The sequence below is a fragment of the Streptomyces sp. NPDC053079 genome (assembly GCF_044546695.1).
GTDB lineage: Bacteria > Actinomycetota > Actinomycetes > Streptomycetales > Streptomycetaceae > Streptomyces.
Genome location: NZ_JBITZJ010000005.1, coordinates 366,283 through 386,926, shown reverse-complemented (window position 1 = coordinate 386,926; position 20,644 = coordinate 366,283). Strand labels below are relative to the sequence as shown.

The following is a 20,644-nucleotide window of genomic DNA, read 5'->3' as shown; positions in this document are numbered from 1 at the left end:
CGCCGAATGACGGAGGGTGACCGCCCCGGCGTGACGGACGGTGACGGTCAGCGAGGGGGCGGCACGGCGGAGGCCACGGGCGGTTCGGTGTCGACCGAGACCGACGGCAGCGGGTGCTGCTGCCGCCGCTCCCCCGCCGGGGCGTCCACGCCCGTGGTGGCGGGCGTCTGGGCGGGGGCCTGACGGTTGCCCGAGGAGGCGCCGCGGTAGACGGCGGTGAAGGCGAGGGCGATCACGCCTATGCCCATGACCACCGCCAGCACCCAGGCCACCGGGCGGTGCCAGCGGGCATGGCCGCGGTAGGGCCCGCGAGCCGTGCCGTACCGCCCGTAAGGGCCGTAGGCGTCGTCCGGGTCGAGGTCCCTGGCGAGGCCGTGCAGCTCCCCCAGGCGGTCGGCGTGGCGCCCGGGCGGGCCGTAGCCGTCGTCGGGGGCGTCGTCGTACGGGTCGTCGTCGGCGGGGCCGCCGCCGGCCCGGGCGCGCGCGGCATCGGTCTCCGCACGGGCCCGGTCGGCGGCGAGCATCCGCTCGACCGCTGAGGGTTCGTGGACCGCGGCGGACCGCACGAACTCCTCGTCGAAGACCACGGAGGCGAACACGTCGTCCGCGTCTCCATGGCGGTGGCTCTCGGGCTCCTCGCCGTCCGGGAACGGCTTGCCCCCCACGTCGTCCGGCACCCGTCCAGCGTAGACCCGAACCGGTCAATCCGCGCGACCGGTACGGGAATTCGGCCTACCGCCCCCGGACGTGACCGTCGCCGGTGACGATGTACTTGGTCGAGGTCAGCTCCGGCAGACCCATCGGGCCGCGTGCGTGCAGCTTCTGCGTGGAGATGCCGATCTCGGCCCCGAAACCGAACTGGCTGCCGTCGGTGAAGCGGGTGGAGGCGTTGACCGCGACCGTCGTGGAATCCACCAACTGGGTGAACCGGCGAGCGGCGGCCTGCGAGGTGGTGACGATCGCCTCGGTGTGGCCGGAGGTCCACAGCCGGATGTGGCGCACGGCCGCGTCCAGGTCGTCCACGACGGCGGCGGCGATGTCGTACGAGAGGTACTCGGTCTCCCAGTCCTCCGTGGTCGCGGGCACCACGGTGGCGCCGGTGTCCGCGGCCGCGGCCGCCTCCACCACCCGCTCGTCGCCGTGCACGGTCACGCCCGCCTCCGCGAGCGCGGCCAGGGCGCGCGGCAGGAAGCGCCCGGCGATGTCCTGGTGGACCAGCAGGGTCTCGGCGGCGTTGCAGACGCTGACCCGGCTGGCCTTGGAGTTGATCAGGATCTCCACGGCCATGTCGAGGTCGGCCTCGGCGTCGACGTACACATGGCAGTTGCCGGTGCCCGTCTCGATGACCGGGACGGTGGACTCCTGGACGACCGTGCGGATCAGCGAGGCGCCGCCGCGCGGGATCAGCACGTCGACCATGCCCCGGGCGCGCATCAGCTCCCGGACGGACTCCCGGCTCTCGCCCGGCACCAGCTGCACGGCGTCCGCGGGCAGCCCGGCCCCGCCCACCGCATCGCGCACGACGCGCACCAGGGCGGTGTTGGAGGCGTACGCGGAGGACGAGCCGCGCAGCAGGACGGCGTTGCCCGACTTCAGGCACAGGGCGGCGGCGTCCACGGTGACGTTGGGCCGGGCCTCGTAGATGATGCCGACGACGCCGAGCGGCACCCGCACCTGGCGCAGGTCGATGCCGTTGGGGAGCGTGGAGCCGCGCACGACCTCGCCCACCGGGTCGGGCAGGGCGGCCACGTCGCGCACGTCCTTGGCGATGGCCCGCACCCGCTCGGCGGTCAGGGTCAACCGGTCGACGACGGACTCGCTGGTGCCGGCGGCCCGGGCCTTGGCGACGTCCTCGGCGTTGGCGTCGAGGATCTCGCGGGTACGGACCTCCAGCGCGTCGGCGATGGCCAGCAGCGCCTCGTCCTTCACCGAACGTGGCAGCGGCGCGAGCTCGGCGGCCGCGGCACGGGCACGGTAGGCGGCACGCAGCACCGGGGACTGCGGCATCGGGTCGGCAAGGGGGGAGGGGAAGACACTGCTCATGGCCGCAGCCTAACCGTGCGGCAGGCCGCGACCGAGCGGTATTCCACACTGCGGGACGTCCGGTACCGGGCAGCGGGAGGGCGCCGGGGCCGGCGGTCGGCTAGAAGGGGTGCACCCCGACCGGGGTGGCCGGCAGGGGTCCGCAGCCCTCGGCGATGCGCTGGTGGTAGGTCTCGCGGTCGATGACCTCCAGGCCGACGATCTCCCAGGGCGGGAGCTGAGCGGTGGAGCGGTGCTCGCCCCACAGCCGCAGCGCCACGGCCGCCGCGTCGTGCAGATCGCGCGCCTCCTCCCAGTAGCGGATCTCCGCGTGGTCGTTGGCATAGCGGCTGGTCAGCAGGAACGGATGGTCGTGGGCGAGCTGCTCCAGCGCCCGCCGGACCTCCTTGAGCGGCGCCTCCGCGCCCGAGACGCTGAGGGTGATGTGCCACAGCCGCGCCACGTCGTCGGCATCCGCCCGCTCCCCCGTGTCACCTGACCCGACGCTGGTCAGTGTCCGCCCAGCCGTCCCTCGGGGCAGCGCCCCTGGGCGCCCTCGTCTCACCGGCGGCCTCCTGTTGTTCGCCGCTCCGCGCGCGTGCGGCGGAGCCTGTGGTGCGTGGGCCCGTGCGTCCTTCACGGCGCCCTGCATCAAAGTTGACCAGTCGGCGGGCGGCCGCGTGGCGGTTTTACGGAAAGGCCCCATGGAAAGGCTGTCCTTACCGGCGGTTTCTCGTCCGTGGATAACGCCCGTCAGCGATGCGGCATGCCCGCATCGCCGTGCGGCATGCCCGTATCAGCGGCGCAGGACGACCAGATCGTCACGGTGCACGACCTCGCGCTCATAGCCCGGTCCCAGGTCACGGGCCAGATCACGGGTGGAGCGGCCCAGCAGCTGGGGGATCTCGCCCGCGTCGTAGGTGACCAGCCCGCGCGCGACGGCCCGGCCCGCGGGGTCGCGCAGCTCGACCGGGTCGCCCGCGCTGAATTCACCCTCGACCGCGGCGATGCCCGCCGGCAGCAGCGAACCGGTCCCCTCGATCACGGCCCGTACGGCCCCGTCGTCCAGCGTCAGGGCGCCGCGCGGGGTGGAGGCGTGCGCGAGCCACAGCAGCCGGTCTGCGGAGCGGCGGCCGGTGCGGTGGAAGAAGGTGCCGGTGGCACGGCCCCGCAGGGCGTCGGCGGCCTGGCTGGCGGAGGTCAGCACGACCGGGATGCCGGCCGCCGCCGCGATCCGGGCGGCCTCCACCTTGGTGACCATGCCGCCGGTGCCCACGCCGGCCTTGCCGGCGCTGCCGATGGAGATCCCCTCCAGGTCCGCCGGCCCGCGGACCTCGGCGATCCGCGAGGTGCCCGGGGTGCTGGGATCACCGTCGTAGAGCCCGTCGACATCCGACAGCAGCACCAGCAGATCGGCCCGTACGAGATGGGCTACGAGCGCGGCCAGCCGGTCGTTGTCGCCGAAGCGGATCTCGTCCGTGGCCACCGTGTCGTTCTCGTTGACGACCGGGACGGCACCCATCGACAGCAGCTGGTCGAGGGTCCGGCGGGCGTTGCGGTAGTGCGCGCGGCGGCTGGTGTCGTCGGTGGTCAGCAGCACCTGGCCCACGCGGCGGCCGTAGCGCGCGAAGGAAGCGGTGTAGCGGGCGACCAGCAGCCCCTGGCCGACGCTGGCGGCGGCCTGCTGGCGGGCCAGGTCGCGCGGTCGCCGGTCCAGGCCCAGCGGTGCGAGCCCGGCGGCGATGGCGCCGGAGGAGACCAGCACGATCTCCTTGTCCGCGGCCGCGTCCTTGCCGTCCCCGACGCTCTTGGCCAGCGCGTCGACGAGGGCGTCAACCCGGTCGGCGTCCAGACCCCCGCCCGCGGTGGTGAGTGACGAGGATCCCACCTTGACGACGATCCTGCGGGCTGCCATGACCTCTTGCCGGGCCGTGTCCGACGCCCCTGCCCCTATCAACGGAAGTACACCTCTGTCTTCACCGATGCTGTGCCTGCGGCCGTATCTGTTCAGGTCCGCAAATCTACCGTCTGACGATTGCGGGCGTTCGACCCTGTTTTGTGACGGTTGACGTCGTGGAAGATTGCTCCTTGCCCAGCGGCCGTCATACGGTCGGTGGTCGACCGTCGTCCTCCACAGTGTCTTCCGACGGTTCCCCCCTGCCCCAAGCCCTCCTGCCAGGAGCCCCTCCAGTGCCTTCTGCCGGAACAGCCTCCCGCCGAGCAGTGCAGCTCGCGGTGCTGCTCTCGATGCTGGTGTTCTTCACACTCCAGCTCGTCGGCGCGCTGCTGCCCCATGTGCCGCTGCTGATCACCGCCTCGGCGACGGGTCTCGCCCTCGATCTGTACCTGCAGCATCGCGACCCCGGTCTGGTCGCCGTGCTCGGAAAGATCCGCTTCGACGTCATGGTGCGCCAGCTGCTGCGCGACATGCTCGTCCTGATCGGGCTGCTGCGGCTGCACGGCGACGGATCCCTGCGCGGCTACGCACCCGTCATCGTCGGTCTCGCGCTGTTCTACGCGGCCCACCTCGGCTGCCAGGTCACCGCGATCCTCGTCCGCAGAAGCCGCACCCTGCCGTTCCTCACCCGGAACATCGACGCCTCGGGGCTGCACCTGACCGAAGCGCCGCCGCGCCTGCTGGCCCGCCAGCACGGCCGACGGCTGCTGCGCTTCACCACGCCGGCCACGGCGGGCCTGCTGGTCACGGCGGCCACGGAGGACACCGTGTGGGCGGAGGCCGGCGTGGGCCTGGCCCTGGCCCTGGCCCTGGGCGGCACGGTGCACCTGGCGAGCTGGCTGCGCCCCGCCAAGCGCATCGCGGGCGAACAGCAGGCACTGGAGTGGCTCGACCGGTGGCTGGCCGCCTACAAGCCCACCGTCGGCATGTACTTCTCCGGCGGCACGAGCTCGGCCTACCAGGCCAACATGTGGCTCTCGACCCTCGCCGCGCTGGACGGCAAGCCCGTCATCGTGCTGCGCGAGCGCTTCATGGTGCAGAAGATCGAGGCCACGGACGTGCCGATCGTGTGCATCCCCAAGGTCGTCCATCTGATGGCCCTGGAGAAGTCCTCGCTGAAGGTGCTGCTGCACCCGGCGAACTCCGGCAAGACCTCCCAGGTCCTGCGCATGCCCTCCATCAAGCACGCCTTCACCAACCACGGCGAGAGCGACAAGCTCTCCAGCTGCAACCCGTACTCCAAGGCGTACGACGAGGTCTGGGTCGCCGGCCCGGCCGCCCGCGAGCGCTACCAACTCGCCGACATCGGCGTCGAGGACAAGGACGTCGTCGAGGTCGGCCGCCCCCAGCTCGCCCCCATCAGGCCCGCCGGCGCCCGCGACGAAGCCGCGGACGACCGCTTCACCACCGTCCTGTACGCCCCCACGTGGGAGGGCTGGGACGGCAACCCCGGCAACACCTCGGTGATGCTCGCCGGCGAGAACATCGTCCGCGCCCTGCTCGCCGACCCCAAGGTCCGCCTCCTGTACAAGCCGCACCCCATGACCGGCTCGGTCGACCCGCGCGCCGGCCAGGCCAACGCGCGCATCCAGGCGATGATCCACGAGGCCAACGCGGCCCGCTCGGGGCCCCGCCCCGGAGCGGAGGCGGCGGCGGAACTGGCGCGCCGCACGGCCGAGCTGGAGCGGCTCACCACCAGCGCCTTCCGCGACAGCGCCGACGAGATCGAGCGGATGCTGGTGCAGTCCACCCCGGAGACGGGCCGCGCCGCGACCGTCGAGGCCGCCACGACCGACTGGGAGAACGCCTACTGGGCCTCCCTGCCCGACTGGGAGCACCAGGTCATCACGACCGCGCGGCCGGCGCTGTTCAGCTGCTTCAACCAGTCGGAGCTGCTGATCAGCGACGTCTCGAGCGTCGTGTCGGACTATCTGATCAGCGAGAAGCCGTACGCCGTGGCCAACACCAGCGGCATGGACGAGGAGGAGTTCCGCGCGAACTTCCCGACGGTGAGCGCGGCCACGATCCTCACGCCCGGGGCGGAGGGCGTGGACGGCCTCCTGGCCACGGTTCGCGACCCCGCCCTCGACACCCTCGCCGGGGCCCGTGCGGAGCTCAAGGAGCGCCTCCTGGGCCCCTCCGACCCGCCTTCGCTGGTCCGCTTCAACCGGGCCGCGCTGGCGCTCGCCGCGAAGGCGGACGAGCGGCGGGAGCGGATGGAGGCCCGTTCCTCGGACATCCCGGCCCCGCGGGCGTCGGCGACGGCCGACGAGGCCGAGGCCGAAGCCCTGCCGGAACCGGCGGAGGAGCCGGCGGTCTCCGTCACCTGAGACCCGGACTGGCGCAACGCAAACGCCGGACGGGCTGCATGTGCAGCCCGTCCGGCGTTTGCGTTCGGCCCGTCAGGGATTACGAGAACGGGTTGAAGCCCTCGTACTCCTGGTCCGCCTCGTCGCGCGCGGCGTCACGGTCACGGCGGCGCTGCGCCGCCGGACGCGGGGCCTCGAAGCGGTGGTCCTCACCACGGCGGCCCAGCATCTCCGCACCGGCGGCCATCGACGGCTCCCAGTCGAAGACGACCGCGTCGTCCTCGGAGCCGATGGCGACGCCGTCGCCCCCGCGGGCACCGGCCTTCATCAACGCGTCCTCGACACCGAGGCGGTTGAGGCGGTCGGCCAGGTAGCCGACGGCCTCGTCGTTGTTGAAGTCGGTCTGGCGCACCCAGCGCTCCGGCTTCTCGCCGCGCACCCGGTAGATGCCGTCCTCCTCCAGGGTGACGGTGAAGCCCGCGTCGTCGACGGCCTTCGGGCGGATGACGATGCGGGTCGCCTCCTCCTTCGGCTTGGCGGCGCGCGCCTCGGCGACGATGCCGGCCAGGGCGAAGGACAGCTCCTTCAGACCGTGCCGGGAGACGGCCGAGACCTCGAAGATCTGGTAGCCGCGGGCCGCCAGCTCGGGGCGGATGATGTCGGCGAGGTCCTGGCCGTCGGGGATGTCGACCTTGTTGAGGACGACGATGCGCGGCCGGTTCTCCAGGCCGCCGTACTCCGCCAGCTCGGCCTCGATGACGTCGAGGTCGGTCAGCGGGTCGCGCTCGGACTCCAGGGTGGCGGTGTCCAGGACGTGCACCAGCACCGAGCAGCGCTCGACGTGGCGCAGGAACTCCAGGCCCAGGCCCTTGCCCTGGCTGGCGCCGGGGATCAGACCGGGGACGTCGGCGATGGTGTAGACGGTCGCACCGGCCGTGACGACGCCCAGGTTCGGGACGAGCGTGGTGAAGGGGTAGTCCGCGATCTTCGGCTTGGCGGCCGAGAGCACCGAGATCAGCGAGGACTTGCCCGCGCTCGGGTAGCCGACCAGCGCCACGTCGGCGACGGTCTTGAGCTCCAGGACGATGTCCTGCTCCTGGCCCGGGACGCCCAGCAGCGCGAAGCCGGGGGCCTTGCGGCGGGCCGAGGCCAGCGCCGCGTTGCCCAGGCCGCCGCGGCCGCCCTCGGCGGCCACGTACGTGGTGCCCTCGCCGACGAGGTCGGCGAGGACGTTGCCGCGCTTGTCGAGGACGACCGTGCCGTCCGGGACCGGCAGGACCAGGTCCGTACCGTCCTTGCCGGAGCGGTTGCCGCCCTCGCCCGGCTTGCCGTTGGTGGCCTTGCGGTGCGGGCTGTGGTGGTAGTCCAGGAGCGTCGTGACGGACTGGTCGACGACCAGGGTCACGTCACCGCCACGGCCGCCGTTGCCGCCGTCGGGGCCGCCCAGCGGCTTGAACTTCTCACGGTGGACGGAGGCGCAGCCGTGGCCTCCGTTACCCGCGGCGACATGCAGCTCGACGCGGTCCACGAAGGTGGTCATAGCGGTGTGCCTCCAGATACGTGCAGGGGATGTCTCTGTTGTAACGCAGCAAGGGCGGACCCGCTTCCCCGCAGGGAAGGGAGGTCCGCCCTCGCTTATCGCTCTACGGCGTCAGGATCCCGTTGGATCAGACGGCCGGAACGATGTTGACGACCTTGCGGCCACGGTGGGTGCCGAACTGCACCGCACCGGCCTGCAGCGCGAACAGGGTGTCGTCGCCACCGCGACCGACACCGGCGCCCGGGTGGAAGTGGGTGCCACGCTGGCGGACCAGGATCTCACCAGCGTTGACGACCTGACCGCCGAAGCGCTTCACGCCGAGCCGCTGGGCATTGGAATCGCGACCGTTCCGGGTGGACGATGCGCCCTTCTTGTGTGCCATGTGTTCTCAGTCCCTTACTTCGCAGCCGTGGGGATGCCGGTGATCTTCAGCGCGGTGTACTGCTGGCGGTGACCAATGCGCTTGCGGTAACCGGTCTTGTTCTTGTACTTCAGGATGTCGATCTTGGCACCCTTGTGGTGGTCCACGATCTCGGCCTGGACCTTGATGCCCGCCAGGACCCACGGGTCGCTGGTGACGGACTCGCCGTCGACCACGAGCAGCGTGGAGAGCTCGACCGCGTCGCCCACCTTGCCGTCGGAAATCTTGTCAACCTCGACGATGTCGCCCACAACAACCTTGTGCTGGCGACCACCGCTACGCACGACTGCGTACACGCGGATCTCACTCTCGCTAGTAAACGGGACCTCTGATGCCAGCCGCTCGCACGGGCCGGGGCCCATGACAGTCCAGGAGGACGAGCGGCCTCTCCCCGCCTCGACGGCCGGGAGGGATGTGCTCAGTGGTGTGGCGTCAAACAGACGCCGACGGTCAAGGTTACGGGGCCTTGACCAGGGGGTCAAACCGGGCCCCGCCGGGCGGGCCGGAGAATCCGGCCCGCCCGGCGGGTGAGGACCGTCAGGCCTCCGCGGAGGACTCGGCGGCCTTCTTCGCCGTCTTCTTGGCGGGGGCCTTCTTGGCGGTCTTGGTGGCCGCCTTCTTGGCCGTCGCCTTCTTGGCGGTGGTGGTCTTCTTCGCCGCCGCCTTCTTCGCCGTGGTGGCCTTCTTCGCCGGGGCCTTCTTGGCCGCCGTCTTGCGGGCCGTCTTCTTGGCGGGGGCCTCCTCGGCCATCACCTCGACGTCGGCCTCGGCCACGACCAGCGGCTCCTCCACGGGCGCCGGCTCCGGCTCCGCCGGGGCGGCGGGCGCGGTGACGACGACCACGGCCGTGTCCTCGGCCGTGGCGGGCGAACCCGCCGGGGCGGACGCCCTGCGCGTCACCCGGCGCCGCGGCCGTGCCGGAGCCGCCGGGGCGGCCTCGGGCTCGGCGACCGGCGCGGCCTCCTCGACGACCGGCTCGGCCACCGGCTCGGCGACGACCTCGGCCGGCGCGGCAGGCTCGGCCTGCTCCACGACGATCTCCGGCTCCGGCTGCGCGGCCTTGGGGGCACCCGCCGGGGCGGACGCCTTGCGGGTCGCCCGGCGGCGCGTGCGGCCACCGCGACGGGACGCCGCGGCCTCGGCCTCGGCGGCGCTGCCGTACCACTCGTCCTCGGACTCGACCGCCGGCTGCAGCTCGGCCTCGGTCACCGCGACGGGCTCCAGCTCGGGCTCCTCCGCGGCGGCCTCGGGGGCCAGGGCGGCGGGCTCGACGGCCGGCTCGGGGGCCTCGACGGCCGCCTTGCCCTTCTTCTTGCCGCGCTTGCCGCCACCGCCGCCGCCACCGACGGTCGTCGGCTGGTCCATGTGGACGATGACGCCGCGGCCGTTGCAGTGGACGCAGGACTCGGAGAAGGACTCCAGCAGGCCCTGGCCGACCCGCTTGCGGGTCATCTGGACCAGACCCAGCGAGGTCACCTCGGCGACCTGGTGCTTCGTACGGTCCCGGCCCAGGCACTCCAGCAGGCGCCGCAGCACCAGGTCCCGGTTGGACTCCAGCACCATGTCGATGAAGTCGATCACGATGATGCCGCCGAGGTCGCGCAGCCGCAGCTGGCGCACGATCTCCTCGGCCGCCTCCAGGTTGTTCCTGGTGACCGTCTCCTCGAGGTTGCCGCCCTGACCGGTGAACTTGCCGGTGTTGACGTCGACCACGACCATCGCCTCGGTCCGGTCGATGACGAGCGAACCGCCGCTGGGCAGCCAGACCTTGCGGTCCAGCGCCTTCATCAGCTGCTCGTCGATCCGGTACGTGGCGAAGACGTCGACGTCCGACGTCCACTTCTGCAGCCGGTCGGCCAGGTCGGGGGCGACGTGCGAGACGTAGCCGTGGATGGTCTCCCAGGCGCCGTCACCGCTGACGATGACCTTGGAGAAGTCCTCGTTGAAGATGTCGCGCACGACGCGGACGGTCATGTCCGGCTCGCCGTACAGCAGGCTCGGCGAGCTCGTCGAGATCTGCTTCGACTTCTTCTGGATCTCTTCCCACTGCGCTTGCAGGCGCTCCACGTCACGGCGCAGCTCGTCCTCGCTCGCGCCCTCGGCCGCGGTGCGCACGATCACACCGGCGTCCTCGGGGACGATCTTCTTGAGGATCTGCTTCAGGCGCGCGCGCTCGGTGTCGGGCAGCTTGCGGCTGATGCCGGTCATCGAGCCCTCGGGCACGTAGACCAGGTAGCGGCCGGGCAGGGAGACCTGGCTGGTCAGGCGGGCGCCCTTGTGACCGATCGGGTCCTTGGTGACCTGGACGAGCACGGACTGGCCGGACTTCAGCGCGGTCTCGATGCGGCGCGGGCCGTTGCCCATGCCGAGCGCCTCGAAGTTGACCTCGCCGGCGTACAGCACGGCGTTGCGGCCCTTGCCGATGTCGACGAACGCGGCCTCCATGGACGGCAGGACGTTCTGGACCTTGCCCAGGTAGACGTTGCCGACGTAGCTGGTGGCCTGCTCCTTGTTGACGAAGTGCTCGACGAGGACGTTGTCCTCCAGCACGCCGATCTGGGTGCGGTCGCCGTTCTGGCGCACGACCATGACCCGCTCGACGGCCTCACGGCGGGCCAGGAACTCGGCCTCCGTGATGATCGGCACGCGGCGGCGGCCCTGCTCGCGGCCCTCGCGGCGGCGCTGCTTCTTCGCCTCCATGCGGGTCGAGCCCTTGATGGACTGGACCTCGTCGAAGCCCGTGCCGCCCTCGGTGCGCGCGGCGCGCTCACGCGGCTCGCGGACCTTGACGACCGTACGCTCCGGCTCGTCCGCGCCCGGCTCGGTCTCCAGCGTCTCGCCGCTGCGACGACGGCGACGGCGACGACGGCGGCTCCCGGCGGACGCGAAGGCGGCCTCCTCGTCCTCCTCGGCCTCTTCCTCGGCGGCGGCCTCGGCCTCTTCGGCCTGCGGCTCCTCCTCGCCGGCCTCGGCCTCGGCGGCCTCGCCCCGGCGACGACGGCGGCCACCACGACGACGACGGCGCGAGGGACGCTCGCCCTGCTCCTCGTCCTCGGCGGCGGCTTCCGCCTCCTCGGCGGTCTCCGGCTCCTCCTCCTCGGCCTCGGGCTCCGCCGTCACGACGGTGGGCTCGACGACGACCTCGGCCTCGGCGGGCTCGCCCCGGCGGCGACGACGGCGACGGCCACCGGCGGCGGGCTGCGCGGCCTCGGCGGCGGGCTGCTCCTCCTCCGGCGCCTCGGCGGCGGCCGCAGCGGCGGCGGCAGCGGTCTCCGGCGTCTGGAACATCGGCTCGGTGAACACCGGCGCCTGGAACACGGCGGTCGGCGGGCGCACGGCCCGGCGGCGCGTACGGCCGCCCTCGGCGGGCGCCTGCTCGGCCTCGGCGGCAGCGGCGGTCCCGGCGCGCACGGCGCGACGACGGCCACGGGTGCCCTCGGCCGGCGCCTCGGCGGCGGGCTCGGCGGCCTGCTCCACGGCTTCGGCGACGGGCTCGGCGGCACGGCGGCGCGTACGACGGGCCCGCGCGGGCTCGGCGGGCTCGGCGGCGGGGGCCTCGACGACCTCGGCGGCCTCGGTGGCGCCCTGCGGCGAACCGGCCGGAGCCGACGCACGACGGGTCGCACGACGACGCGTACGAGCGGGGGCGGCGGCCTCCTCGGCGACGGGCTCGGCCGCGACGGCGGGCTCCAGGGTGATGGCCTGGGGGGCCTCGAGGGCCTCCTCGGCCACCTCGGTGGCCTCGACGGGCTCGCTCACCTGCGGCGCACCGGCCGGGGCCGACGCACGGCGCGTGGCACGGCGACGCGGACGGGCAGGAGCGGCGGGCGCCTCCTCGGCGACCGGCTCGGCCTCCACCTCGGCGACGACCTCGGCGGCCTCCTCGGCCTCCACCTGCGGCGCACCCGCCGGAGCGGTCGCCTTACGGGTGGCACGACGACGCGTACGCGCCGGAGCGGCGGCAGGAGCCTCGGGGGCCTCCTCCGCGGCGGCCTCGGCAGCCGGGGTCTCGACGACCTCGGCAGCCTCGGTGGCGCCCTGCGGCGAACCGGCCGGAGCCGACGCACGACGCGTGGCACGACGACGCGGACGAGCGGGGGCGGCGGGCTCCTCGGCAGGCGCCTCGGCGACGGCCTCGGGGGCCTCGACGACCGGGGTCTCCACGACCTCGGCGGCGCCCTGCGGCGCACCGGCCGGGGCCGACGCACGGCGCGTGGCACGGCGACGCGGACGGGCAGGAGCGGCGGGCGCCTCCTCGGCGACCGGCTCGGCCTCCACCTCGGCGACGACCTCGGCGGCCTCCTCGGCCTCCACCTGCGGCGCACCCGCCGGAGCGGTCGCCTTACGGGTGGCACGACGACGCGTACGCGCCGGAGCGGCGGCGGCAGCCTCGGGAGCCTCCTCCGCAGCGGCCTCGGGCGCCTCGACGACAGCCTCGGCGGCCGGCGCGGCCACCTTGCGCGTGGCGCGGCGACGGGTGCGGGCGGGCTTCTCCGCCTCGGCCTCCTCCGCCTGGGCGGCGGGCTCGGCCGCAGCGTCGGCGGTCTGGGGTGCGGCGGCGGTGGTCTTGCGGGTGGCACGGCGGCGCGGGCGGGCCGGGGTCTCCGGCGCGGCCGGAGTCTCGGCGGCCTCCGCGGCCGGCTCGGCGGCGGCCGTCACGGCCGCCTCCCCGGCGGGCGGACCGGCCGGGCGGGACGCCGCCCGGCGACGACGCCGCGGGGGCAGCGTGTCGCTGGGGGAAGCGTCTGTGGTGTTGTTGCCGGGCGCGTTCTGCGCGGCCCCGGCCTCGGTGGGCTCAGTGGATTCGAGCATGCGGGCGGTTCTCCCGTCACGCTCCCGGGCGCCGCGTCGTGGTCCGACCCGCCGGTCCGCGTAATGAGCGCGGTACCGCCGTCCGGGGCGCGGTCGCCGCACGGGAGCTGTCGTCTCGCTCGCCGGCTCCGAAGCTCATCGGCACCGGCGAAAGTCTCCTGGTCAGTGCGCCTGCCGCACCGGGTGGCTCCCTGGTGGACCGGCGGCGCTTCGACGGCCGTCCTTACGCGGAACCTTCCGGCACCTGCTGCGCGGCACTCGGCCCGGCGGCCGTGGATGGAGCGGCCGGGGCGGCGTCGCGGTCGGGCGCGAGCGGATCGGTCACCGTGCCGGACTCCTCATCGAGCAGCCCCTGCGCCAGCCTGGTCACCGCAGCGGGGACCGGCGGCGCCAGGTCGGCCGTAGCGCGGAGACCGGACAGGACGTCGTCGGGTCGCACGGCAGGTGTCAAGTGCCGAACAACCAGCCGCAGTATCGCACAGGCACCGTCGCCGGGCCTATCGGCCGGGGCTTCCAGCGCCTCGAGTCGGCGTACCGCCTCGCGTGCGTCGAAGGTCCGCATGCCGTTCTTGGTCCGGCGCTGGACCTCGACCGTCTCCGCCGCCAGGAAGGCCGCGACGGCCTTCTCGGCGTCCGCGGGGTCGACGCCCTCCAGCCGCAGCTCCCATACGGACGCCTGCAGCCGGTCGGCGAAGGAGGAGGTGTGCGCCTCCACCGCGTCGGTGATGTCGAGCCCGTCCGGCAGCGACTCGTCGAGCAGCGCCCGCAGGACCGCGGGGTCGCGCCGCTCGGCGAGCTGGATCTCCAGGTACTCGGCCTCGCTGCCCGTGCCGGTGGGTGCGGCATTGGCGTACGACACCTTGGGGTGCGGGGTGAAGCCCGCCGAGTAGGCCATGGGCACCTCGGCGCGGCGCAGCGCCCGCTCGAAGGCGCGCTGGAAATCGCGGTGGCTGGTGAACCGGAGGCGGCCGCGCTTGGTGTAGCGCAGACGAATGCGCTGCACCGCGGGTGCGGGCGGCGGGCCTTCGGGCTGTCGCTTGCCCAGTGTCGTTCAGTCCCTCGTGAGTGCGGTCATTCTGCTACCTAGAGTACGTGCAACGAGGGCCCTGCCGATCCGGCAGGGCCCTCGCTCGAACTCTCGTACTACTTGATGACGGACAGCGGCAGCAGCTTTTTGCCCGTCGGGCCGATCTGGATGCTGGTGTCCATCTGCGGACAGACAGACGCACGCCTATAAATTCGCCCCCATGGCAAAGCGCTCACGCACGAAGTCAGCAGCGAAGCAGAGGTCCTACGACGTCGAGGCCGAGTGGACAGCCGCGGATCTGGCGGTCCTCGAAGATCTGAAAGCGGCCGAAGCCTTATTACCGGAGGACGCTCCCCGGGCACTCCTGTCCATCCGCCTGTCGGTCTGGACCGATGACACGACCTCCCCCGTCCGGCAGGAGCTTGATCTCCGGATCCTGGCAAGAGACCTGGGGCACAGGGTCGTGGGGGTGGCCAGCGACCTGAACGTCAGCGCGACCAAGGTGCCGCCATGGAAGCGGAAGCAGCTCGGCGACTGGCTCAACAACCGGGCGCCCGAGTTCGACGCGCTGCTCTTCTGGAAGCTCGACCGTTTCGTACGCCGCCTCTCGGACCTGTCCATCATGATCGACTGGTGCCTGAAGTACGGCAAGAACCTGATCTCCAAGAACGACAGCATCGACTTGACCACCACGGCCGGGAAGATCCTGGTCACCATCATCGGTGGCATCGCGGAGATCGAGGCCGCCAACACTTCCACCCGTGTCGCGAGCCTCTGGGACTACGCGAAGACACAGAGCGAGTGGCTGGTCGGCAAGCCGGCCTACGGCTACGTGACCGACGTGGACGAGCACGGAAAAGTCATTCTCCGCATAGAGGGGACAGCGCACCGGGTCCTCCACTGGTGCCGAAGAGCAGCAAGAAGGCCAAAACCGGCGTCCGCCCGGCGCATGGTCAGGGTGCTCGTACGGTCTGGCCTCTGCGGGCCCGGACTCACCGCGTCCACACTGTTGAGCCGACTGCGGAACCCGGCCCTGATGGGCTACCGGGTCGAGGTGGACCCGGACAGGGCCCGCAGGGCACGGCTCGTGCTGGGCAAGGACGGCAAGCCCATCAGGGTTGCGGAGGGGGTCTTCACCGAGGAGGAGTTCTACGAGCTGCAGGCCGCCCTGGACCGGTCCGGCAAGAACCAGCCCCCACGGCGGACGGACAGGCCCACGAAGTTCCTCGGGGTCCTGATCTGCCCGCCCTGCGGTACCCACATGACCGTGCAGGTGAACAGGACGGAGAACGCGACATACCGCTACATGCGGTGCCAAGGCTGCAAGGGCGGGGGCCACGGGGCTCCGAACCCCGACGAGATCTACGGCCAACTTGTGCAGGACGTCTTGACCATCCTTGGGGACTGGCCAGTGCAGGTCCGGGAGTACGCGAACGGCGCGGAGGCGCGCAAGGAGGTGAAGCGCCTCCGGGACTCCATCGCCTACTACATGAAGGAGCTGGAGCCCGGGGGCCGCTACTCGAAGACGCGGTTCACGCAGGAACAGGCCCAGGAGACGCTGGACAAGCTGATTGCCGATCTAGAGGCCGTCGACCCGGAGACCACCCAGGACCGGTGGGTAAACGTGCACAACGGCAAGACGTTCCGGCAGCACTGGGAAGAAGGGGGCATGGAGGCCATGGCCGCCGACCTGGTCCGTGTGGGCGTCAAGTGCGAGGTCTACCGGACGAAGGTCCCGAAGGTTCGGGCCCCACAGATTCGTCTGCGCCTCCTCATCCCGAAGGACGTCCGGGAGCGCCTGATAGTGAAGGAAGACGACTTCGGCGAGAAGTTCTAGATCACCGACGAACAGGCCCCTGCCGCATGGCGGGGGCCTGTACTCATAGCTTGCCGGGGGCGTACGGCTCCTGGTTGCCGTCCCTGTCCACGATGACGATTTCGCTGGTCACCGTGGCTTTCGGCCTGCGTTCATCAGCCCGTCGTCCTCCCCTGTCCCGAGCAACCGGAACGCCCGTGACCCCGCTGACCCCGCAATCTTGATCCGTTGACCGGCCTCTCACTGCGCCTCACCTCGCCCCGGTCGAGGCACTAGTGCCTCACGAGCGAGCTCACGGTTTCGGGCCAGGTCGTGAGCGATTCCGGCAGCTACGGCGGCCGCACCAGGGGTGTGGCCAGACCCGAAGTAGCGCCAGCTGGTCTCTGTCATCGCGTCGGCATCAATCACGGGTCGAACCGCGCCGCCCTGGCGTTGGACTCGCGCGGTACTGAGCGCCGCGTAGGTGGTGGAGTAGGCGCGGGATTTGGTGAGGATGTGGCCGCGGAAGCCGAGGGTGTGGGTCCAGGCGCGGAGGTGGAGGGCCTTGAGGGCGGGAAGGCTGCCGAGCTTCCAGCAGGTGTGCATGAGTGTGCGGACGTGGGGTGTGACGGTGGCGTGGTCGATGTCGTCGGTGCTGGTGATGCGGTAGTCGGTGCCGCAGGCCATGCCGGTGGAGCCTGTGCCCTTGGTGACGTACTTGGCGATGTAGGCGGCTACGGCGTCGTCGCCCAGGCCGTCGGGGCCCGGTGAGGCTCGTAAGGGGCGGATGTCGAGTTGGGTGCCCCAGCTCAGGGTGTGTTCGCCGGTGGCCGGGCTGTGGGGGGTGTGGGCCAGGGTCTGGCGGGCGGCGGTCGTGACTGCGTTGGTGAGGAGTTCCGTGGTGCCCCAGGCCGGGGCAGGGTCGCCAGGGCCGGTGGGGCCGTCGAGGCGGATGACCGCATGGATGTGGATGGCTGCGCGTTGCTGGTACTCGGCGACTTTGGCGAAGGAGAGCCGGGCGTGCTGGGCGAACCGGGTCTGTGTGATGCCTGCCGCTGTGGCGAGGTGGCGGCGGGTGTTTCGTGCGAAGCGGGACCAGAGCTCTCCGGTGTGGGCGTGCCAGAGGATGTGGCCGGTGTAGTCGTAGCAGCCGGGGCAGAGCGGTTGGCCGACGAGGGGGTCGGTGGGTTCGTGGTGGCGGGTGCAGCTTCGGGGGTGGCCGTGTTCGCAGTCGGGGGTGTTGCGGCGGGGGTGGCAGCGCTTGCCGTCGGTGGTGGCCCGGTGGACGGTGCCGAAGCTGGGCGCGGTGAGGGTGACGAAGAGCCGGGGGTGCTCGCGGACCGTGGGCGGGACGGTCTTGCCGCCGGTCAGTCCGGCGCGGACGAGGTGGAAGGTATCGCCGGCGTGGAGGCGGGAGCACGGCGGACAGACGCTCTCGCGCCGGTTGCGACAGCGGACTAGGAGGCGTTCTCCGGGTTCGTTGCGGGTGTCGTAATGACGCAGGATCTCGCCGGTCACGGTGTCGCGGGTGGTGGTGTGGCCGGAGAGGTGGATGGGGTGGGCGCAGCCGCCGGTCGCACGGATCTGGTCGAGCAGGCGGGGGAAGAGGGGGTCTGCGGCAAGGCGGATGACGTCCTGGTCGACTTCGGGGAGCCGGCGCAGGCGCGCTGCCAGGTCGAGGGCGGCGCGCCTGCCGGCCGAGGTGGTGGTGTCGGTGGGGATGGTGGGGACCTCCCGGGGTGGGCCGCCGGAGCGGCGAAGTGGTGGTGGGTTGGTGGGCCGGTGTCGTCCATGGCGTTCGCTCCTTCACGGGTCGTGGGAGTGGGTTAGCGGATGGTGCCGGTGCCGCGGCAGCAGCGGCATCGGTGCCAGCGACGCCCGGAGCGGGTCTTGCGGCGTCGTTCGCCTTCGCAGAGGGGGCAGCGCACGGGACGCATGGGCATCAGCTGTTCTCCCTCTATGTGTGGTTGAAGCCGGTGAGGCACCAGGTGACGAAGCCGTGGATGGTGAAGACCACGGGGGTCTGGCCGAGGTAGAGGCCGAAGAGGGCGATGACCGCGGCTTCCCATTTCTTGACGTCCCGAGACCGGACCAGGAGAACGGTGATGATCCCGAAGACCACCACGAGCGAGAGGGAAGACCCCTCGCCGATGCCATCGGGGTTCATGAGCCGCCCCCTTCCACGGCCAGCAGCGCGCGGTGGACGTTGCGGAGGTAGGGCGTGCGTTCCGCATGCTTGTGGGCGGCGGTCCGGGCTTCTTCAGTGGTGGTCTTGTGGGACCGGGCGCGGCTCCACGTGCCGTCCGCATCAGCGCAGACAGCGACGCCCTTTTCGTCGGTGGTGATGGACTGGGCGATGACGACGGCGTCTTTGTTCAGGTCGCCGAGGGTCATCTCAGCGGTGCCGGCATCGTTGACCCGGTGGCAGATACGGCCGGAGAGCTGCGCCCGCAACGCGGTGACGCCGGGGCCGAGGTCGGAGCCCATGCGCTGGGCGGCCACGAACAGGTAAATGCCCAGGGCTGCGCCGAGCTGGCCTATCCGCAGCATCGCAGTGGAGCAGCGCTCCGCCTCGGCTTTCCCTTCGCGGGTGCCGTCGGAGAGGTAGAGCTCAGCGAGTTCATCGACGATGACCACGATCGGGGTCGGGCGTTGTTTGTCGGGGAGTTCCCAGATCGAGCGCACTCGGGCGGCGCGGCAGGTGGCCATGCGGTCGAAGAGTTCGTCGACCAGGGCGCCGAAGACGGCGACCGCTTCACGTCGGTTGGTGGTGAGGGCGGACAGTCGGTGCTCGAACAGGCCGAGTTCCATGCCGCCCTTGCAGTCGATCCCGACCAGAGCCACATCCTGCGGCGCCAGCCCGATCACCAGCCGCGCGAGCAGGTTGGATTTCCCGGATTGGGTGGCGCCGGTGGTCAGCCAGTGCGGGACTTGGCGAAAGTTGACCACCCATGCCGCGCCGGCCTCGAGGATGCCCACCAGGGCGGAGAGGTGAGCCGCTGGCGCGGAGGCGATGCCGGGCTGTTGCAAGGGGTCGGCGGCGGTGGCGAGCAGGTGGACGGTGCCGCGTTCGGGAGAGGTGACCCGTACGGCGTGGACCCGCCAGGCGTGCGCCAGAGCGTCGGCCGCGGCGATGAACGGGGCCGGTGTCTGGCCCGGATGCAGCCGCACCACCACGCTCACACCGGTGCGGGTGGCTTTGGGGAACGAGATCCGGGGAGCCACCGGCTTGAGTGCTTCACCGCGGACGATGAGGTCGCCGAGCAGGCTTCGGGTCGGGCGGGGAGCGACGGCCAGGTCCTGGAGGATGGCGACCTTGCGCCAGGTCCGCACGATCCGTAACGCGGTCAGCGGGTAGCCGACGACGTACCAGACCCACACCGGCCGCACCTGCCACAACCGCGCCCCGGCAACCAGCAGCCAGGCCAGACCGAACATGAGCACCGCGAGCGTGAACGGCCCCATCACGCACCACCACCCTTACCCGAAGACGCCGATGCCGGAGCAGGCGCGGGTACGGGGGTGATGGCGGCGGCGCGGAAGCTGATGCCGTGCCGGTCACCCATGGCCCAGGAGAACGCTTCCAGGCCGGTGACCTTCACTTCGACACCTTCGAGCACGCCGACGGGTTCGCCGGCGACGGCGATCTCGATGACTGAGACGCGGCGGGCTTCCTGGCGGACCATGACCGCGACGGTGTAGATCGTGTTGCCGTCCCGGTCCTTCTTGACCTCCTTCGTTTCGAAACTCGCAAGCTTCGGCTCCGGCGCAACAGCGCACCGCAGAACGCCGAGCCGGGTTGTGTCCACAGGGATGGACTGCATGGGTACCGGGCCTCCTTGGGCCATCGACGACCACTCACCTAGCGGACGTCACTCGTGCTGACGAGTGACCACTATGAGGCTGTTGACCGGGCGGTGCAAGCACTTATGCTGACGAGTGATGTGAGACGGATGGACGACGACGCACCAAGGGAGACCCGCAGTGGGAGAGATCCAGCGCCCCGGAGCCCTGTACCAGCAGGTCGCAGCCGAGATCCGCAACGCCATCGCCGCCGGCGAATTCCCCCCGGGCGCCCCACTCCCCTCGGAGTCCCAGCTGATCGAGCGCTACAAGGTCTCCCGCCCGACCGTCCGCAACGCGATCTCGGCCCTGCGCTCAGAGGGCTTGATCGAGGTCATCCACGGCAAGGGCAGCTACGTCCGCGCCCTCCCCACGCCCACCCTCACCATCGAGCAGACCATCCACCAGGACGCCGGAACCTACGCCCTGGGACACAGGTGGGAGCAGGCCGAAGAACCCGCCACCTACCGCTCAACCACCACCGCCATCACAGGCCCCCTGCTCGAACTGGCCGAGGGCGAGGCAGTGTTCGGCACAGACCGGCTACTCGTCGACCCGGCCAGCAGCACGCGCGCCATGCACCGGTTGACCATCCCGTTCTGCGTGGCTGAGGGAACCCCACTCGCCGACGCCCCCGACACCGAACCGGAGCAGATCTACGCCCTGCTCACCAAGGCCGGACACGAGCTCACATGGACCGAGACGGTCAGCGCCCGCATGCCCAAGCCCGACGAACGCACCACACTCGACATCCCCGAAGCCACCCCGGTCATCCACACCACCCGCATCACCCGCGGCACCGCCACCGGACCGCTCATCCTCGAAGAACTCCACACCAGCGCCGCCCGCGTTCAGCTGACCTACCACATCACCGCTGCGCCCGGTACTACCGCTCGGGCGGGAGAGTAGTGGTCCCGT

General features: G+C 71.7%; 16 protein-coding genes. 3 read left to right on the top strand and 13 right to left on the bottom strand.

Features of this window, described 5'->3' with window-relative positions; genetic code table 11:
- Nucleotides 1–47 precede the first annotated feature (47 nt).
- From ACIGXW_RS20700 to proB, 4 genes are all read right to left on the bottom strand, one after another.
- Nucleotides 48–677 (bottom strand): hypothetical protein, encoded by a 630-nt coding sequence (locus ACIGXW_RS20700; RefSeq protein ID WP_071963329.1) that lies wholly within the window; start codon nucleotides 675–677, stop codon nucleotides 48–50.
- A gap of 55 nt (nucleotides 678–732) precedes the next feature.
- Nucleotides 733–2,043, bottom strand: a complete 1,311-nt coding sequence (locus tag ACIGXW_RS20695) for a glutamate-5-semialdehyde dehydrogenase (RefSeq protein ID WP_071963331.1) — start codon at nucleotides 2,041–2,043, stop codon at nucleotides 733–735.
- Nucleotides 2,044–2,143: 100 nt separating this feature from the next.
- Nucleotides 2,144–2,587 (bottom strand): hypothetical protein, encoded by a 444-nt coding sequence (locus tag ACIGXW_RS20690; protein WP_399574343.1) that lies wholly within the window; start codon nucleotides 2,585–2,587, stop codon nucleotides 2,144–2,146.
- A gap of 231 nt (nucleotides 2,588–2,818) precedes the next feature.
- Nucleotides 2,819–3,937 carry a glutamate 5-kinase gene (gene proB / locus ACIGXW_RS20685; protein WP_218182869.1) on the bottom strand — a complete coding sequence of 373 codons (1,119 nt, stop codon included), beginning with the start codon at nucleotides 3,935–3,937 and terminating at the stop codon, nucleotides 2,819–2,821.
- A 275-nt stretch (nucleotides 3,938–4,212) separates the two neighbouring features.
- Between proB and ACIGXW_RS20680 the strand changes: the two genes are divergently transcribed.
- Nucleotides 4,213–6,309 carry a hypothetical protein gene (locus ACIGXW_RS20680; protein ID WP_399574342.1) on the top strand — a complete coding sequence of 699 codons (2,097 nt, stop codon included), beginning with the start codon at nucleotides 4,213–4,215 and terminating at the stop codon, nucleotides 6,307–6,309.
- A gap of 79 nt (nucleotides 6,310–6,388) precedes the next feature.
- On the opposite strand, the gene obgE is transcribed toward ACIGXW_RS20680, so the two are convergent.
- The 5 genes from obgE to ACIGXW_RS20655 all read right to left on the bottom strand — a co-directional run bounded on the left by obgE (nucleotide 6,389) and on the right by ACIGXW_RS20655 (nucleotide 14,064).
- The gene (obgE, locus tag ACIGXW_RS20675; protein WP_071963336.1) at nucleotides 6,389–7,828 is read right to left on the bottom strand and encodes a GTPase ObgE; all 1,440 of its coding nucleotides are present in this window, start codon (nucleotides 7,826–7,828) and stop codon (nucleotides 6,389–6,391) included.
- Between the two features lie 127 nt (nucleotides 7,829–7,955).
- Nucleotides 7,956–8,210: a 50S ribosomal protein L27 gene (gene rpmA, locus ACIGXW_RS20670; protein ID WP_071963337.1), complete on the bottom strand. Its 255-nt coding sequence runs from the start codon at nucleotides 8,208–8,210 to the stop codon at nucleotides 7,956–7,958.
- A gap of 14 nt (nucleotides 8,211–8,224) precedes the next feature.
- The gene (gene rplU / locus ACIGXW_RS20665) at nucleotides 8,225–8,545 is read right to left on the bottom strand and encodes a 50S ribosomal protein L21 (protein ID WP_071963338.1); all 321 of its coding nucleotides are present in this window, start codon (nucleotides 8,543–8,545) and stop codon (nucleotides 8,225–8,227) included.
- A gap of 241 nt (nucleotides 8,546–8,786) precedes the next feature.
- Entirely contained in the window at nucleotides 8,787–13,061 is a 4,275-nt protein-coding gene (locus ACIGXW_RS20660) for a ribonuclease E/G (RefSeq protein ID WP_399574341.1), read from the bottom strand.
- Between the two features lie 223 nt (nucleotides 13,062–13,284).
- On the bottom strand, nucleotides 13,285–14,064 hold the full coding sequence (locus ACIGXW_RS20655; RefSeq protein WP_071963339.1) for a TIGR03936 family radical SAM-associated protein: 780 nt from the start codon (nucleotides 14,062–14,064) through the stop codon (nucleotides 13,285–13,287).
- Nucleotides 14,065–14,308: 244 nt separating this feature from the next.
- Between ACIGXW_RS20655 and ACIGXW_RS20650 the strand changes: the two genes are divergently transcribed.
- On the top strand, nucleotides 14,309–15,925 hold the full coding sequence (locus ACIGXW_RS20650; protein WP_399574340.1) for a recombinase family protein: 1,617 nt from the start codon (nucleotides 14,309–14,311) through the stop codon (nucleotides 15,923–15,925).
- A 219-nt stretch (nucleotides 15,926–16,144) separates the two neighbouring features.
- Here ACIGXW_RS20650 and ACIGXW_RS20645 read toward each other — a convergent pair whose 3' ends face one another.
- From ACIGXW_RS20645 to ACIGXW_RS20630, 4 genes are all read right to left on the bottom strand, one after another.
- Nucleotides 16,145–17,545, bottom strand: coding sequence for a replication initiator (locus ACIGXW_RS20645; RefSeq protein ID WP_399574651.1), 1,401 nt, complete (start codon nucleotides 17,543–17,545; stop codon nucleotides 16,145–16,147).
- Nucleotides 17,546–17,840: 295 nt separating this feature from the next.
- The gene (locus ACIGXW_RS20640) at nucleotides 17,841–18,050 is read right to left on the bottom strand and encodes a hypothetical protein (RefSeq protein WP_399574339.1); all 210 of its coding nucleotides are present in this window, start codon (nucleotides 18,048–18,050) and stop codon (nucleotides 17,841–17,843) included.
- Complete coding sequence (locus ACIGXW_RS20635; RefSeq protein ID WP_399574338.1) at nucleotides 18,047–19,348, bottom strand: FtsK/SpoIIIE domain-containing protein; 1,302 nt, start codon at nucleotides 19,346–19,348, stop codon at nucleotides 18,047–18,049. Before ACIGXW_RS20635 ends, ACIGXW_RS20640 begins: the two co-directional genes overlap by 4 nt.
- Nucleotides 19,348–19,707, bottom strand: coding sequence for a hypothetical protein (locus ACIGXW_RS20630; RefSeq protein ID WP_399574336.1), 360 nt, complete (start codon nucleotides 19,705–19,707; stop codon nucleotides 19,348–19,350). The genes ACIGXW_RS20635 and ACIGXW_RS20630 overlap by 1 nt, the downstream gene beginning before the upstream one ends.
- Nucleotides 19,708–19,867: 160 nt before the next feature.
- On the opposite strand from ACIGXW_RS20630, the gene ACIGXW_RS20625 reads away from it, so the two are divergent.
- On the top strand, nucleotides 19,868–20,635 hold the full coding sequence (locus ACIGXW_RS20625) for a GntR family transcriptional regulator (RefSeq protein ID WP_399574334.1): 768 nt from the start codon (nucleotides 19,868–19,870) through the stop codon (nucleotides 20,633–20,635).
- Nucleotides 20,636–20,644: the final 9 nt, after the last annotated feature.

Bases quoted from the DNA above. Each gene is read 5' to 3' on its own strand.
- ACIGXW_RS20695 (WP_071963331.1), bottom strand. From the start codon at position 2,043: ATGAGCAGTGTCTTCCCCTCCCCCCTTGCCGACCCGATGCCGCAGTCC.
- proB (WP_218182869.1), bottom strand. From the start codon at position 3,937: ATGGCAGCCCGCAGGATCGTCGTCAAGGTGGGATCCTCGTCACTCACC.
- obgE (WP_071963336.1), bottom strand. From the start codon at position 7,828: ATGACCACCTTCGTGGACCGCGTCGAGCTGCATGTCGCCGCGGGTAAC.
- rpmA (WP_071963337.1), bottom strand. From the start codon at position 8,210: ATGGCACACAAGAAGGGCGCATCGTCCACCCGGAACGGTCGCGATTCC.
- ACIGXW_RS20660 (WP_399574341.1), bottom strand. From the start codon at position 13,061: ATGCTCGAATCCACTGAGCCCACCGAGGCCGGGGCCGCGCAGAACGCG.
- ACIGXW_RS20650 (WP_399574340.1), top strand. From the start codon at position 14,309: ATGGCAAAGCGCTCACGCACGAAGTCAGCAGCGAAGCAGAGGTCCTAC.
- ACIGXW_RS20640 (WP_399574339.1), bottom strand. From the start codon at position 18,050: ATGAACCCCGATGGCATCGGCGAGGGGTCTTCCCTCTCGCTCGTGGTG.
- ACIGXW_RS20635 (WP_399574338.1), bottom strand. From the start codon at position 19,348: ATGGGGCCGTTCACGCTCGCGGTGCTCATGTTCGGTCTGGCCTGGCTG.
- ACIGXW_RS20630 (WP_399574336.1), bottom strand. From the start codon at position 19,707: ATGCAGTCCATCCCTGTGGACACAACCCGGCTCGGCGTTCTGCGGTGC.